The 15,578-nt window shown below is 48.4% G+C and carries 15 protein-coding genes; 8 read left to right on the top strand and 7 right to left on the bottom strand.

The window, feature by feature from the left end:
* Positions 1-181: 181 nt before the first annotated feature.
* The 6 genes from D7V92_RS06915 (at position 182) to D7V92_RS06890 (ending at position 7,278) form a co-directional block, all read left to right on the top strand.
* A complete protein-coding gene (locus D7V92_RS06915; RefSeq protein WP_005868017.1) occupies positions 182-721 on the top strand; it encodes an FHA domain-containing protein in 540 nt (179 codons plus the stop codon).
* A 339-nt stretch (positions 722-1,060) separates the two neighbouring features.
* On the top strand, positions 1,061-2,260 hold the full coding sequence (locus D7V92_RS06910) for an MFS transporter (RefSeq protein WP_121772561.1): 1,200 nt from the start codon (positions 1,061-1,063) through the stop codon (positions 2,258-2,260).
* Positions 2,261-2,321: 61 nt separating this feature from the next.
* Positions 2,322-3,764, top strand: a complete 1,443-nt coding sequence (locus D7V92_RS06905) for a TolC family protein (protein WP_005855881.1) — start codon at positions 2,322-2,324, stop codon at positions 3,762-3,764.
* Between the two features lie 34 nt (positions 3,765-3,798).
* Positions 3,799-4,785, top strand: coding sequence for an HlyD family secretion protein (locus D7V92_RS06900; protein WP_005855884.1), 987 nt, complete (start codon positions 3,799-3,801; stop codon positions 4,783-4,785).
* A gap of 125 nt (positions 4,786-4,910) precedes the next feature.
* Entirely contained in the window at positions 4,911-6,086 is a 1,176-nt protein-coding gene (locus D7V92_RS06895; RefSeq protein ID WP_005855886.1) for an ABC transporter permease, read from the top strand.
* Entirely contained in the window at positions 6,070-7,278 is a 1,209-nt protein-coding gene (locus D7V92_RS06890) for an ABC transporter permease (protein WP_005855888.1), read from the top strand. The genes D7V92_RS06895 and D7V92_RS06890 overlap by 17 nt, the downstream gene beginning before the upstream one ends.
* Here the strand turns inward: D7V92_RS06890 and D7V92_RS06885 are convergent.
* Positions 7,270-7,995, bottom strand: coding sequence for an MBL fold metallo-hydrolase (locus D7V92_RS06885; protein WP_121772565.1), 726 nt, complete (start codon positions 7,993-7,995; stop codon positions 7,270-7,272). The two genes, D7V92_RS06890 and D7V92_RS06885, sit on opposite strands and share 9 nt — an antisense overlap.
* Positions 7,996-8,120: 125 nt before the next feature.
* On the opposite strand from D7V92_RS06885, the gene D7V92_RS06880 reads away from it, so the two are divergent.
* The gene (locus tag D7V92_RS06880; RefSeq protein ID WP_121772560.1) at positions 8,121-9,848 is read left to right on the top strand and encodes a tetratricopeptide repeat-containing serine protease family protein; all 1,728 of its coding nucleotides are present in this window, start codon (positions 8,121-8,123) and stop codon (positions 9,846-9,848) included.
* A gap of 208 nt (positions 9,849-10,056) precedes the next feature.
* On the opposite strand, the gene D7V92_RS06875 is transcribed toward D7V92_RS06880, so the two are convergent.
* The 3 genes from D7V92_RS06875 to D7V92_RS06865 form a co-directional block, all read right to left on the bottom strand.
* On the bottom strand, positions 10,057-10,767 hold the full coding sequence (locus D7V92_RS06875) for a phosphatase (protein WP_005855893.1): 711 nt from the start codon (positions 10,765-10,767) through the stop codon (positions 10,057-10,059).
* A complete protein-coding gene (gene abc-f, locus D7V92_RS06870) occupies positions 10,764-12,383 on the bottom strand; it encodes a ribosomal protection-like ABC-F family protein (protein ID WP_121772559.1) in 1,620 nt (539 codons plus the stop codon). The genes D7V92_RS06875 and abc-f overlap by 4 nt, the downstream gene beginning before the upstream one ends.
* Positions 12,384-12,683: 300 nt before the next feature.
* Positions 12,684-13,136, bottom strand: coding sequence for a copper resistance protein NlpE (locus D7V92_RS06865; protein WP_121772558.1), 453 nt, complete (start codon positions 13,134-13,136; stop codon positions 12,684-12,686).
* A 163-nt stretch (positions 13,137-13,299) separates the two neighbouring features.
* Between D7V92_RS06865 and D7V92_RS06860 the strand changes: the two genes are divergently transcribed.
* Positions 13,300-13,476, top strand: coding sequence for a DUF4250 domain-containing protein (locus tag D7V92_RS06860; RefSeq protein ID WP_070103480.1), 177 nt, complete (start codon positions 13,300-13,302; stop codon positions 13,474-13,476).
* A 12-nt stretch (positions 13,477-13,488) separates the two neighbouring features.
* Here the strand turns inward: D7V92_RS06860 and D7V92_RS22610 are convergent, their stop codons facing one another.
* The 3 genes from D7V92_RS22610 to D7V92_RS06850 all read right to left on the bottom strand — a co-directional run bounded on the left by D7V92_RS22610 (position 13,489) and on the right by D7V92_RS06850 (position 15,570).
* On the bottom strand, positions 13,489-13,617 hold the full coding sequence (locus D7V92_RS22610) for a hypothetical protein (RefSeq protein ID WP_255348933.1): 129 nt from the start codon (positions 13,615-13,617) through the stop codon (positions 13,489-13,491).
* Positions 13,614-14,474 carry a nitroreductase family protein gene (locus D7V92_RS06855; RefSeq protein WP_121772557.1) on the bottom strand — a complete coding sequence of 287 codons (861 nt, stop codon included), beginning with the start codon at positions 14,472-14,474 and terminating at the stop codon, positions 13,614-13,616. The genes D7V92_RS22610 and D7V92_RS06855 overlap by 4 nt, the downstream gene beginning before the upstream one ends.
* Before the next feature lie 94 nt (positions 14,475-14,568).
* Positions 14,569-15,570: a GGGtGRT protein gene (locus D7V92_RS06850; protein ID WP_005855903.1), complete on the bottom strand. Its 1,002-nt coding sequence runs from the start codon at positions 15,568-15,570 to the stop codon at positions 14,569-14,571.
* Positions 15,571-15,578: the final 8 nt, after the last annotated feature.

Here is a 15,578-nt window from a genome sequence, read left to right as displayed (position 1 = left end):
CTATATTTGCACTGTGTTTTTCATGGTATTAGATTTAAGGTTAACAATTGAGATTGGCTGTCCGTGATGGATAGCCTTTTTTGTTTCAAAAAATCATAACCATGAGATTTTAGGAGTGTAGCTGAAGGTTTTTTCGTAAATTTGCGCTCCGTTTGTAATACTAGATCCTGTATTTAAGTGTATGAAAAGAGTATTCTGTCCAAAATGTGATAATCAGTTGTCTTTTGATGAGACCAAATATCCGGAAGGGAAGGTATTAGCCTTCGTCTGTCCGCAGTGTGGAGCGCAATTTAAGATTAAATTGGGCCGAAAGGTGGTGAAGACGGCTACCGGTGAGGAAAAAGAGGTGAAGGAACCGGATTTCTCTTGCGGTTATATTACCATTATCGAGAATGGTTTTGCTTTTAAGCAAGATCTACCATTAGTGATGGGAGATAATGTGATTGGTCGCCGTAATAAGGATACGGAAGGTGTAGATGTCCCTATTATCACGAGCGATCCAAGTATGGGGCGTAAGCATTGTGTGATTAATGTAAAGAAAGACACTAATGGCAAGTTCGTTTATATGGTGCGTGACTTTCCTAGCTTGACCGGGACTTTTGTGAAAAATGTATTGGTCGGTAAAAAAGAACAAGTACGTATCGGGGAAGGTTCGATCGTAACGATTGGCGCTACTACTTTTATCTTACATTCGGCGAACGAGGGAGAAGAAGAGGAATAAATATAAAAAACTTCAGAGGCTGTTCCCGTTTATGATCTCGATCTTTAACTTCGGGTCGGAATGATGGCAGATAAGGGATTTTGGCGTTTGTTTTGGGAGTGAGTTATAAGATATATGCTCATTCCGGGATACAGCTCTGAAGTATCACTGAGAAAACAAGGCTCATAGGTATTAAGATTAAGCCGATTAACATAAAGAAATGAAAAGAACCGAAAGAATAGTTGTATTAACTATGGTTAAAATAGGCTCTTAGGGTTTGTTTTTCTAGAAATTAGCTAACTTTTTGTGCGATTTTTGAAATGTTAATGAGCATGAGGTTAAATAGAAATATGGACAGTCATGGAGCAGGTTTCTAAACAGCAGCCGGTAAATAAAACAGCATTCCGGGTATTGGTGGCGTTAAGCGTTACGCATTGTTTGAATGATTCGTTGCAATCCGTTATCTCGGCGGTTTATCCACTTTTCAAGGATGATTTAGCGTTGAGCTTCGCCCAAATCGGGTTGATTACGCTTGTTTATCAATTATCCGCTTCTGTTTTCCAGCCTATAATCGGTTTGGTTTTTGATAAGCGTCCCGTGGCTTGGTCGTTACCTATTGGTATGAGTTTTACGTTGGTCGGCTTGTTGAATCTCGCTTTTTCCTCTACGCTCCATTGGGTCTTGATCTCCGTATTCTTGATAGGTATCGGGTCTTCGGTTTTGCATCCGGAAGCGTCCCGGATTACCTCGCTAGCGTCGGGAGGGCGTAGGGGATTGGCACAATCGCTTTTTCAAGTGGGTGGTAATTTGGGCGGATCGTTAGGTCCGCTACTGGTTGCTTTATTGGTGGCGCCTTATGGACGGACTCATATCGCTTTGTTTTCTATACTGGCATTCGTCGCTATTTTGGTGATGATTCCTATCTGCCGTTGGTATAAGGCGTATTTGAGTCGGGTGAAATGGCAGAAGAAGTCGGGTGAGACGCATGTGGAGATGCCTCTTTCTTTGGGAAAAACAGTCTTTTCGATCTCGATATTGCTGACCTTGATTTTCTCTAAATATATCTATATGGCTAGTTTGAATAGCTACTATACCTTTTACTTGATCCATAAATTCGGGGTGAGTGTACAGACTTCGCAGATCTGTTTGTTCGTCTTCCTGATCGCTACGGCCATAGGAACCTTGGCGGGTGGTCCTATCGGTGATAAGATAGGACGGAAATATGTGATTTGGGGATCGATTCTAGGGGCAGCCCCATTTAGCTTGTTGATGCCGCATGTGGGATTCGCTTGGACGATCGTGCTTAGTTTTTGCGTGGGTTTGGTCTTATCATCGGCGTTCCCGGCTATTTTGTTGTATGCGCAAGAGTTGCTTCCTTATAAATTAGGTCTTATCTCGGGACTTTTCTTTGGATTTGCTTTCGGTGTGGCGGGTATAGCCTCGGCCGTATTAGGAAATATGGCGGATCATTATGGAATAGAGGCTGTCTACAACGTATGTGGCTTCATGCCTCTTTTAGGACTGGTTACTTGGTTCCTTCCCAACTTGAAAAAGAAGTAAAAACAATCCTCCCTTTTTCGTTGTTATTACTCCAACTGAACGTCAATTACTAAATGAGTTTATGGTGAGTAATATAGTATCTTACAGTATTCTTTTGCTGTATCTTCTTCCATGCGCTTCATGGAGCCAAGGGAACGATGTGGATTTAAGCTTGGAACAATCTCTCGACCTGCTTCATAAGGAAAATAAAAGCTTGAAAATAGCCGGGAAAGAAGTGGAATGGGCTCGGAATGAGCATCAAAAGCTAAACGCTTTTTGGTATCCGTCGGTGAACGCCGCGGGTGCTTTCGTACATATGTCGAATCCGATAGAGGTACGGCAGTCGCTGAGTAAATATACGGAACCGGCGAAGGAGTTTGTCCATAATTATATCCCGGATAATGAGTTGATCATGTCGGTATTGGATAAGATCGGGCAAGGTACTTTCTCGCTTCCGCTGATCTCCCAAAACATCACTTCTATAGACGCTACGGTGACGTGGCCTGTTTTCACGGGAGGAAAACGTATCTACGCGAACAAGATCGGAAAGACGATGGTCTCTATAGCGGAGGTGAATAGGAATCAAGTGGATGCCAACCAACAATCCTTACTGATTGAGGCTTATTTCGGGCTTCGTCTGGGACAAAGTGTGGTGGACGTAAAAACGGAAGTGTACAATTCTTTGAAAACCCATTATGACCAAGCCCTTAAATTAGAGCAAAACGGGATGATCAATCGGGCCGAGCGTCTGTTCGCTCAGGTAAGTATGGACGAGGCGAAACGAGAACTGGAATCGGCCCGTAAGGATTTAGCGGTCGCTCAACAGGCGTTTAAAAGCTTGATTAATATGGAGGAGGGGAGTGACGTACGTACCACGACTCCTTTATTCATTAATGAGGCGCTTCCTCCGGCCCAATACTTCAAGGATCTGGTTCCGATGAATAATTATATAGTCAATCAATTGAAATTGCAGCAGGTTGTAGCCGATAATCAACTAAAGATCGGCCGGTCCGCTTATGTCCCGAATATCGCTTTATTCGGCAAACAGACTTTGTACGCTGACGGATTGGATAAATATTTGCTGCCTCGTACGATGGTGGGAGTTGGTTTTACGTGGAATATCTTTGACGGCTTGAATCGGGAGAAAACCATCCGGCAGGCAAAGATCGCTAGTCAGTCGCTTCGTTTGGGTAAGGAGAAGGCGATTACGGATCTGGAGGTCGGTATCGATAAATTCTACAGCCAGCTACAAAATGCCTTGGACAATGTAAAAGCTTTGGATACGACGATCGAGATGAGCCGGGAACTGGTCCGGGTGCGGAAGAAATCCTTCCAAGAGGGAATGGCTACTTCTACGGAGGTAGTCGATGCCGAGGTTATGCTGGCGAAGGTGAAGACCGCTTTTCTTTTGGCTTATTATCAGTATGATGTAGCCTTGATTAATCTGCTGTCTGTCTGCGGTACGCCGGAGCAGTTCCACCAGTACAAGATGGAGGGAAAGACCGAGGAGCTTTTGGGGAATTGAAAATTGAGAATTGAAAATTGAAAATTTAGGGGTTATGGATAAAACTAAGAGATATTTGAGTGTGGCCTTTGTCGTGGTCTTGGCGATTGTTATCGTTGTCTCGTTGATCGGGATGATCTTGTTGAAAAAGAAGCCGGTGATCTTGCAAGGGCAGATCGAGGCAACGGAAATACGTATCTCCGGTAAGTTACCGGGGCGTATCGATACCTTTCTGGTAAAAGAGGGACAGAATGTACGCCAAGGCGATACCTTGGTAGTCATCAATAGTCCGGAGGCATTGGCTAAATATCAACAGGTGAACGCCATGGAGAACATAGCGAAGTATCAGCACCAGAAAGTGGATGAGGGTACACGAAAGCAAATCATCGCTTCCTTGCAACAATTGTGGAATAAATCCAAATCGGATTTACAATTGGCGAAGATTACCTATGATCGGGTCAATGCCTTGTATAAAGATAGCGTGGTAACCTCACAGCGTAAAGATGAGGTGGAGGCCATGTATAAAGCGGCTGAGGCCGCCGAACGTGCCGCTTATAGCCAATATCAAATGGCGGTAGACGGGGCGCAGATACAAGATAAGGAGAGCGCCCGCTCGTTGGTGACGGCGGCGCAAGGAACCGTGGAGGAGGTGGCGGCTCTCTTACAGGACGCTCGGTTGACGGCTCCGGAATCCGGACAAATCTCAGCTATTTTCCCGAAACGGGGAGAGTTGGTTGGGGCCGGGATGCCAATCATGAACTTAGTCGTATTAGATGACGTGCATGTGGTATTGAACGTACGTGAGGATCGTTTGCCTTTATTTAAGATGGGAGGAACGTTTGTCGCCGATGTACCGGCGATCGATAAGAAGGATATTGAATTCAAGATCAATTATATCAGTCCGTTGGGCAGTTTCGCTACTTGGAAATCTACCAAGCAGACAGGTAGCTATGACTTGCGGACCTTCGAGATACATGCCTTACCGGTGGAGAAGGTGGAGGGATTACGTCCCGGTATGTCCGTACTCTATCAACTCCCTTGATACTATCCGGTTGTAGAGACGGGGCGTGCCCCGTCTCATCCCCTCGAAATAGTATTTAAAGTTACTGTCGGACGGTGGGAGACGGGGCACGCCCCGTCTCTACAACTAAATAATTTATTGTCGCTATGCTAAAGAAGAGTCCTTTCTATATGGTTTTACGTCGGGAACTGGATCGCATGGTTTCCCGGAAGTTATACTTCGGGGTGTGTATCGTGCTGCCTCTGTTCTGTATATTCTTCATGTCTACGATTTTCGGAAGCGGGCAGATGGAGAACATACCGGTAGCGGTAGTGGACCAAGACAACACCTCCATGTCCCGGGAGATCATCCGGCAGGTAGAGGCGGTACCGACTTTCCGGGTAACCCGGCATTATACGGACCAAGAGACCGCTCGCCATGCTACCCAAGCAAAAGAAATCTACGGTTATTTAGTGATCCCCAATCAGTTTGAGGCGGATGCCACGGCGGGGCGTGACGCTACTTTATCGTATTATTACCACTATGCCTTGTTGAGCGTGGGCGGTGAGGTACGTGGGGCCTTCGAGACCCTGCTGCGTACGCTTTCCCTCGCCCCGGTGGTTGTGCAAGCTACGGCGATGGGGCTGGGGGAGAATCAGATAACCACCTTCCTATTACCGGTACGATCCAGTAGCCACCCGCTGTTCAACCCGGATCTGGATTATTCCGTTTATCTGAGCAATCCTTTTTTCTTTGTCTTTTTCCAAGTGATCATTTTGCTGGTTACGGTGTACGCTATCGGTAGTGAGATCAAGTTCCGGACAGGCGATGAATGGCTGGAGGCGGCACGAATGAATATGTTCGTGGCGGTGGTGGGCAAGCTGCTCCCTTATACAATTATCTTTTGTATCATGAGCGTCTTCGCTAACTATATCATGTTCGGGGTCATGCATATTCCTTTCGCTTGCGGTTTCTGGCCATTGAACTTGACGGCGATCTTGTTCGTGGTCGCTACGCAAGCGTTGGCGGTATTCCTGTTCTCGTTGTTTCCCGCTATAGCGATCGTGATTAGCGTGGTGTCTATGGTCGGTTCGCTGGGGGCTACTTTATGCGGCGTTACTTTCCCGGTCGATTCCATGTACGCTCCCGTACATTACGCCTCGTACCTGTTTCCGGTACGGCATTTCGTGGAGATCAACCAGAACTTATTGTATGGCGATTACGGATTCCCTTATACATGGGTAAACGTAAGTTCGTTGTTTGCGTTTATGTTATTGGCATTGGTGCTGTTGCCACATTTGAAAACCGCTATTTTAAGTCATAAATATGAGAACATCCGATAATATGAAAGGAACCTTGGCGGATATCGCTTCCTTGGTCAAGGACGAGTTTAAGACGATCTCCACGAGCTACGCTATCTTGCTCGTCTTGGTAGGAGGTATATTTCTCTATGGCCTGCTATATAATTATATGTATGCCCCGGATCTGGTGCGTAACGCCCCGGTGGTAGTCGTCGATGACTCAAAGACCGACTTGAGCCGGGAGTACATCCGTTTGCTGAACGCCACTCCGCAAGTCTCGGTAATCGCCGATGGTTTGGATTACGCCGAGGCGCAGGAGTGGATGAAGGAGGGGGATGCCGTAGGTATCTTGTATCTTCCCTCTGATTTCGAGACCCGGGTGGCACGAGGGAATGAGTCCCTGTTTATCATGTACCAGACGACAAGCGCTTTCCTATATTATATGGCGATGCAGGAGGCGTCCAGCGGTGCCATGTTGGCGTTGAACGATCGGTATCGTCCGGAGATGTTGGTGTTCTTGCCCCAGCAAGACGCTTCCAAGATCGTTTCGGCGCAACCCATATCAGTGGTCGGGACGGCGTTGTATAATTTTACGGAAGGATATGGAACCTATTTGATCCCGGCGGTATTGATCGTCATTATGTTCCAGACCTTGTTGATGGTGATCGGTATGATAAGCGGGGAAGAACGGGATTCGGGTACCATCGTTCGTTTCGCCTCCGAGGGATTATCCTTTGGCCGGATCGCTAGGGTGATAATCAGCAAGACCTTTGTGTATTGCGTATTGTATACGATTTTCGCTTTGTTCTTGTTGGGCTTGATACCGCTATTGTTTGGCCTGCCGGATATCGGTAATTATCTGAACACCTTGATCCTGCTGATACCTTTCTTGCTGGCTACCAGCTTCTTTGGGCTGGCCGCCTCTTATTTCTTTACGGACTCGGAGGCTCCGTTATTGATGATCGCCTTCTTCTCGGTAGGCTTGATCTTCCTTTCCGGAGTCTCTTATCCCTTGGAATTGATGCCTTGGTATTGGCAAATGGCCCATTATATCATTCCGGCGGCTCCCGCTACGCTGGCCTATGTACAGCTCAACTCGATGGGAGCGTCGATTGAGCAAGTCGGTGTGGAGTACGTGACGTTGTGGGTGCAATGTGTCGTTTATTTCCTCTTGGCTTGCTGGGTGTACCGGCGGAATATCTTAAAGGCTAGCCGTGCCTTGTCGTCATTGTAGCTCCCGTATCCTGACGTCGATGCCGCTATCTTTCAAGGCATCTTTCAACTCGCCGATCTTCGTATCCCCGTAATGGTAAGGGTATAGGATTTTAGGCGAGAACATCTTGGCCGCTTTCGCCGCTTGCGGGACGGTCATGGTATAAGGCTGGTTGACGGGAAGGAAAGCGATATCGATGTCTTTCAGGTCTTTCATCTCCGGGATGTCTTCCGTATCGCCGGCTATATAGACTCTTAGTCCGTCGAACGTGAGGATATAGCCATTATCCCGGTGGCGGGGGTGATATTTATCCCGGCCGGGCGTGGTGTTATAGGCGGGGACGGCCTCTATCTTTATATAGCTGATGGAGGTATCCGTATCGCCGTTTTTTAGGACCTTCCCTTTTCCCAGCTTCTTTTGGCTGTTCTCGTTGGCGATGATTTCCGTACCGCTTTTCTCGACGGCTTGTATCGCTTTCGGGTCCAGATGGTCGCCATGCTCGTGGGTGATCAAGATGATATCGGCTTTCGGGAAAGTCGTATAATCGGCGTATTCGGAGACAGGATCTACCTGTATCGAATGATTGTCGTACGTAAGCATCAAGCTGCCGTGCTTGATGAACGTGATGATCAGTTCTTTTCCGCTCTTGGTCTTGAAAGAATCCGAGGCGAAGTTACTAGCGGAGGCTAAGCTCGCCATGAATAAACTACACATAAGCATACATGATTTTAGTCTCATAATCTCGCGGTTTTTTATAAGTGTTTCCGCGAATATACTCATAATAGATTAATTCCCTAATTTGTTCGCCTATCCGGTATAAATATTTACATTTGCGACGTATATTCTGATAACATGAAAACGAAATGAGAAGAATTGTTCTGTTGATTACGATTTGTTGCCAAGTATTTTGGGTGGCGGCGCAAAAGAAAGCGCCCAAATGGATGGATAAGCAACGAAAGGCGGTGGTTACCGTCACTACTTATGGAAAAGATAACCAGAAGAAAGCGTCCGGTACGGGATTTTTCATTACCGAGACCGGTGAGGCGTTGTCCGGCTATTCCTTGTTTAAGGACGCGGCGAGGGCGACCGTGACCGACGCCGACGGAAAAGAATATCCGGTAAGCCGCATCTTGGGGGCTGATGAATTATATGACGTGATCAAGTTCAAGGTAGAGGTTCCGAAGAAAGCTGTGTTCTTGCCGATCGCCCGTGAGCCGATCTCGCGAGGAGTTACCGCTTATCTGATGCCTTACTCGACCGGTAAGATCACGAAGTTCGGGGAAGGACCAGTCTCGGAGGTCAGTAAGTTGAAGGAGCCGTTCAGCTATTATAAATTGTCGATGGCGCTGGAGAGCGGGCAGGTAAACGCTCCTGTATTGACGGCGGACGGCGAGGTGTTCGGCTTGGCGCAGGAAGACGCGTCGGGGAAGAAGGAAGATTCCTACGCGGTCTCGGCGGGATACGCGAATAGCTTGACGATTCAGTCGGCGGACGCCTTTAATTCCACCTATAGCCGGATTGGTATCCGGAAGGCGTGGCCGTCGGACGCAAGCCAAGCGCAGGTCTCCTTATACCTGATGGCAAGTTCGCAAGACCCGAAGACGTATCTGGCTACCTTGAATGATTTCATCGCCACTTTCCCGGATTCTCCCGACGGGTATTTGAACCGTGCCAATCATTACGCTTACCACCGTGCGGATCTGGCTCCTACGGAGGCCGAGCAGGGGGCTTATCTGGATAAGGCGTTGGAAGATATAAACACGGCTTCCCGCTTCAGCGAGCGGAAAGGGGATATCTGGTTCAACCGAGCCAAGCTGATCTACGGCGTGGCCGTCGCGGATACGACCTTGAATAAGGAGCGGTGGACTGTCGATGCCGCTACCGAGGCGATACAAAAGGCGATTGGGGAGGAGGACTTGCCGGTCTATCGCCAATTGGAAGGGGACATCCATTTTTATAAAGGAGATTTCGAGCAGGCGTTCGATGATTATATGAAGGTGAACGATAGCGATATGGCATCTTCTACCTCTTGGTATTGGGCGGCGAAGGCGAAGGCGAATATCCGGGGCGCTAACTTCGGGGATATCATCGCCTTGCTGGATAGCGCCATCGCCAAATGCGGGAACCCGCCAACGAACGAGGCCGCTCCCTATATCTTGGAACGGGTGGATCTCCGCTTGAAACTGATGCAATACAAGGAGGCCGTGGACGATTATGATTTATACTACGATCTCTTGAAAGGACAGGTTGGCGACCGCTTCTTCTATTACCGCGAGCAAGCGAAGTTCCGCATGAACGATTTCCCCGGCGTCTTGGCCGATATCCAATCCGCGATCCGCTTGAATCCGGGCGACCCGACTTATCCGGCGGAGGAAGCGTCCGTATATATCCGTATGGAAAACTATGATCAGGCGTTGAGGAGCTTAGAGAATGCCTTACGGATCGCTCCGGATTTCGCCTCTTGCTATCGTTTGCGAGGCATCTGCTACGTCCGTCAGGGTAAGAAGGCGGAAGCGTGCGAGGCTTTCAACAAGGCGAAGGAGTTGGGTGATCCTGTCGTGGACAAATTAATAAAGGAACATTGTAAGTGACGAGATATCCGGGCAGGTACGCACGTCCGTATCTACCCGGCTGCAGGTACGTATCTGTCCGGTTGCAGGTACGTATCTGTCCGGTTGCAGGTACGTATCTGTCCGGTTGCAGGTATGTATCTGCACGGATGCACGTCCGTATCTACCCCGCTGCAGGTCCGTATCTACGCGGTTGCAGGAATGTATCTGCCCGGATGTAAGGCACCGCTTATCTCCCTATGAACTTCTTGAACGCCTCTACCTTGTCGTTCAATATCAATTCCTCCGGAAATCGTGTCTCTTGCAATAACTCGTAGATATGATCGTACCGGGCTATATCGAAAGATATATGCGCGTCGCTACCTAAAATCACAGGAACCTCGTATTTCTTGCATAGGCGCAAGATCGTGAGGTTATTATCTCTGGCGGTGAGTTTCTTGCGGACCGGGTTGAGAGAGCTGTTGTTGATCTCCAGCAACGTGTGATGCTCTTTGGACGCTAATACGATAGGCTCGAAATCCACCTCGGCCGTACCGTCTCCCGGGTGACTGATGATGTGGACATGCGGGTTGCGGATCGCCCCGATCATCGCCTCCGTGTTCTGCTCGACCGTTCCCGGTTTGTAGCAAAGCGAGTGGATGCCCGCTATCCGGATATCCAGCATAGGGAAGTACTCCTCGCCCAGATCGATCGTACCCTTATAATCGATGATGTTCAATTCCGCCCCGAGCAATAACTCGACACCGTATATCCGGCGGGGAACCACGTGCAGGTTGCGGAAGTAAATCGGGGAGCACGTCCCCGGTATGCCGGGGGCATGCTCTGTTATACCTAGTAACTTCAGTCCTTTCTCGGAGGCGGCCACTGCCATTTCTTGCAGGGTGCTAAAGGCATGCCCACTGGCTACCGTATGGGTATGCACGTCAAGTAACGTCTTCATAAATTCGTCTTTAACCTACCCGCAAAGGTAGTTATTATTTGGTGGATACCCAATTCCCGAATAAAATAAGCGTCGTGCGAGATCAGCAAGATCGTGCCCCTGTACGCACGGACCATGGAGGTGATAATCTCGATGCTTTGGATGTCGAGATTATTGGTCGGCTCATCTAGGATAAACAGGTCCGGAGTCTGGTTGCTGATCATCAGGCAGCAGAAAGCCAACCTCATTTTCTCGCCTCCGCTCAGCTTCCCGCAGCTCTTCTCCCACGTGTCGTGCGGGAAGAGGAAACGGTTTAGCAAGGTCTTGATCTCGTGCTCTTGGAAATGACGCTCGTTGAAGGCTTGCGCTTGCTCGTACACCGTCCGGTCGTTCCGGACGATCGAGTACTCTTGGTCGATATAGATAGAGGAGAAATCCGCACGGATCAAGGAACCGCTACGAGGCGGTAACTGGCCGGTAATCAACTTCAGCAAAGTCGTCTTGCCGGAACCGTTATCGCCTTGTATCAGCCACCGTTCCCCACTCTTGATCTGGAAGCTCATCGGGGAGGGCCATAGATCGCCAGCCTCGGCGTAACCGAAATTGATCTCCTTGGCGGTAACCAATATCTTGCCTTCGTGTAAGCCGGATGCGCTGAAATCCAGTTTCATGCCTTGAAGGTCGGGTAGGGAGGAGCGCATTCGCTTTAGCTCGTTGGCAAGGTTCTCCATCTTGTCCTCGTGAACCTCTTTTAGTTTGGAGGCGCTTTTCTCGGCGTTCTCCTTCAATCCGCCCATCATGATCCGGGGGATTCCTTTCCGGACGCTTTGCTTCTCTCCCCGGGATTCATGCTTTTGTTTTCGCTCGGCTACCTCACGGGCGGTTTTCCTGACCCTGCGAAGCTCTTTCTCCTTCGCTTCCAGTTTCTCTTGCATGGAAGCCTGTTCCTGTTCTTTTTGTTCCTTGTAGAAATCATAATTACCCCCGTAAAGGGTGATCCCCCCGATGGATAATTCCGCTATGGAAGCTAATAGGTTCAATAAGGTACGATCGTGGCTGACGACCAACAAGGTGATACGGCAAGACGTGATGAAATCGTATAACTTCTCCCGGCTACGCTTATCCAGATGGTTAGTCGGCTCATCCAATAGTAGGATCGAGGGTTGGTGGATCTCGATTCCGGAGAGGAAAACCTTGGTTTTCTCGCCGCCACTTAATGTGCGCATCGGTTGGGAGAGGAGGATATGCTCCAAACCCCAAGCGTGCAGGGCGGCGAGGCTCCGTTCCTCGATCGTCCAGTCATCCGCCAGCGTATTGAAATTAGAGAGGGAGGCGTCGCCCTCAGTGATCGCCCGCAAGGCTTCTAGTTTGCCGTCGATACGTAGGGCCTGGGCCACCGTCAGGTTATCATATTGCCCGAAATGCTGGGGTACGTAATAGGGTGGGGTCGGATAGATAATCTCCCCTTCCTGCGCTTGCAAGGTTCCAGCCAAGATACGGAGGAAGGTAGATTTTCCCGATCCGTTGTTCCCGACTAAGGCTACCTTTTGCCCCTTGTTGATCGTCAAGTCGATCTCCTTGAATAAGACTTGATTGTCCGGATGTATATACGTGATTTTTTGCGCTACGATACTCATAGTGTGAACTGATTTAAAATGTGAGATACTAAAATGGATAAGAAATACCGATGATGATCGGTTTCACTATAGCCTCGAATCTGTCGTCACGAAATCAGCCCTATACGGATAGAGGGCTTTCCGGATGGAAAGAACGACATCTTGAGATAAATTAAGCGGCTATTCTCATTGGAGTAATTATATAGTTATATAGGGACGCAAAGGTAGGAATAGTTTTGGGTTTAGGCAAATGAGTATATACTTTCATGTACAAAAGGGTATGCTTTTGCCCTTGAAAGTATATACTTATGGGGATAAAGCCTAGAATTTCTTTGTTTGCTTAAGGATATAGAACTTGGCTAAGTCGCCCGTGATGGGTTGCTTCTGCTGGTCCAGCATTTTCAGTTGGCCTTCCTCTACCTTATAATACGTGATATCTCCCCCTTCTTGTTTCGTTGTCAAGACGTTACCGTCCAGCGTGTAAGTTCCTTTATCATTAAAAATACCGTCTTTCTCGTCAATATATTCGGAGCGGAGGATAAAGGTTTTATCCTTGTTCAATGTCAAGGTCGTTTTAATACCCGGCGAGCTGGCGGCCGGTAATGTCCCTTCGTAAACACCCCAGTAATCCAAGGAAGTCTCTGCGTTGTGCATATCCGGTACTTGGGCGGTTTCCTGCTTGTTCTTGTCTGTTTGCGTGGCGTCTGCCTTTGGGTTGCCGCTACAGCTGAATAGGGCTGCGGCTACCGCTACTACTAATACATATTTTTTCATGTCATTCAATTGAATTATAAGTTCTCGTTATTTAAAACCAGTTTGTAGGTTGTTTTGTTGCGTACCGATATTCAAATAATAAGGATCGTGTCTGGGTTCCATCTGGCGAAAAAGCATTATCTTTGTGTTGTAAAACATAGATAACATTTTTATTCGTAAGATTATGTCATTACCAAACGATCCGATGATGCTATTCAGCTTCGTCAATATGAAACTTCGTGACAATTATTCTTCCCTCGACGATTTATGCGAGGATTTGCAAGTGAACAAGAAATCCCTTCTTACAAAGCTTAAAGACGCTGGTTTTGAATACAGCCCGGAGCATAATAAGTTCTGGTGATCGGGAGTGATCCTAGCCCGGTAAACCTATGAGATCCGAACCATAAGTCAATGACTTACGTATCGTAATCCATTGACTTACGATGCGTAATCCAATGGATCGCATACCCCGGTCGACAAGGTTGTCTCCATCAAGTCTCATTCGATATAGTTCTTGACGATCTCTTTCCGGTCCGTATACTTCGGATACTTAAAAGCCGGTATGCCGAGCGCCATGATCGCTTGTATCTTGCCGTCGATCCCTAGAGTCTTGGCGAGCGTATCTTTTCCTTCCTGCCGGATGGCGGTGAGCACAAAGCCCATATAGATCTGGCTTACCCCAAGCGATTGCGCCATCAAGGAGGCGTTTTGATAAGCGAGGTTAGCGTCCTCACTTCCGAATCGGTTGGACTTCGGTGTATGGATCAGTAGCAGGGCGGTGGCTTTCCGGAGAATCGGATCTTTACCCGCCTTGTGTTCCTCTTTCAACCGATTGAATACCGGTACGTATTTATAGACATCCTTCATAAACGGCTTGACCACACATTTCACGACGGGATTCAATAATAGCTTCGCCAAGGAGTCGAACACGCCTATCGTATAATTGCTCACCTGCCGTAGCTTTCGCGGATCGGTGACGACGGTGAACGAGAGACTTTGGGAGTTTGTAGCCGTCGGCGCAGAATGAGCGGCCTCCACGATCTTGTCCAGCATCTCCTTGGGTACGGGCCTCGAGGTCAATGTCCGGTTGGAACGGCGTGACTTGATCAGCAACATCACCTGCTCCGGCGTAGGCATCTGGCTGTAATCGATCGTATGCGTTTTCTCCGGCGGGAATTCGCTGTGTAGCACGGAACCGGTCGGACATACGTCCACGCAATGCCCGCAAACGATGCAGCTTTCCACACGTACCAGCCCGATCGTCTCTCCGGCCCTTTCTTGCGTGAATATATCCGAAGGGCATACCCGTACGCATTTCCCGCATTTGATGCAACTCTCTTGGTCTATGTTTAGTGTCATCCTTTTCCTCCTTTTGATAAGTAAAATAAAAACTCCTGCAACCATCAAGATTACAGGAGTCTATATATAAACAATTATTTTATTGTTTAGTTGATTACTTCTTCATAGCTTCCTCGATAGCAACCGCTACGGCAACCGTAGCACCTACCATCGGGTTGTTACCCATACCTAGGAATCCCATCATTTCTACGTGAGCAGGTACGGAAGAAGAACCAGCGAACTGAGCGTCACCGTGCATACGGCCCATTGTGTCCGTCATACCATAAGAAGCAGGACCAGCGGCCATGTTGTCCGGGTGCAAAGTACGGCCCGTACCACCACCAGAAGCAACAGAGAAATACGGGTGACCGTTCTCCATACATTCTTTCTTATAAGTACCGGCTACCGGGTGTTGGAAACGAGTCGGGTTCGTAGAGTTACCCGTGATAGATACGTCAACACCTTCCTTACGCATGATAGCCACACCCTCGCGAACGTCGTCAGCGCCGTAGCACTTAACTTTCGCACGAAGACCGTTAGAGTAAGCTTTCTCCTCGATAACGTTCACCTCACCTGTCATGTAGTCGAACTGAGTCTGTACATACGTGAAACCGTTGATACGAGAGATGATCTTAGCGGCATCCTTACCTAAACCGTTCAAGATAACACGCAACGGCTCTTTACGAACCTTGTTTGCCATCTCGGCGATCTTGATAGCGCCCTCAGCTGCGGCGAAAGACTCGTGTCCAGCCAAGAAAGCGAAACACTTCGTCTCCTCACGAAGCAAACGAGCGGCCAAGTTACCGTGGCCGATACCCACCTTACGGTCATCCGCAACAGAACCAGCGATACAGAATGCCTGCAAACCGATACCGATAGCCTCGGCAGCCTCGGCAGCGTTCGTACAACCTTTCTTGATAGCGATAGCGGCACCTACTACGTAAGCCCAGCAAGCGTTCTCGAAACAGATCGGTTGAGTTTCCTTACACATTGTATAAGGGTCGATACCCTTAGCATCGCAGATAGCCTTTGCGTCTTCGATACCGTTGATACCATATTCGTTTAATACCGCGTTGATATGATCAATACGACGGTCATAACTTTCAAATAAAGCCATATTATTTT

The sequence above is a fragment of the Parabacteroides sp. CH2-D42-20 genome (genome assembly GCF_003670185.1).
Lineage (GTDB): Bacteria > Bacteroidota > Bacteroidia > Bacteroidales > Tannerellaceae > Parabacteroides > Parabacteroides distasonis.
This window is presented reverse-complemented; position numbering and strand designations above follow the sequence as displayed.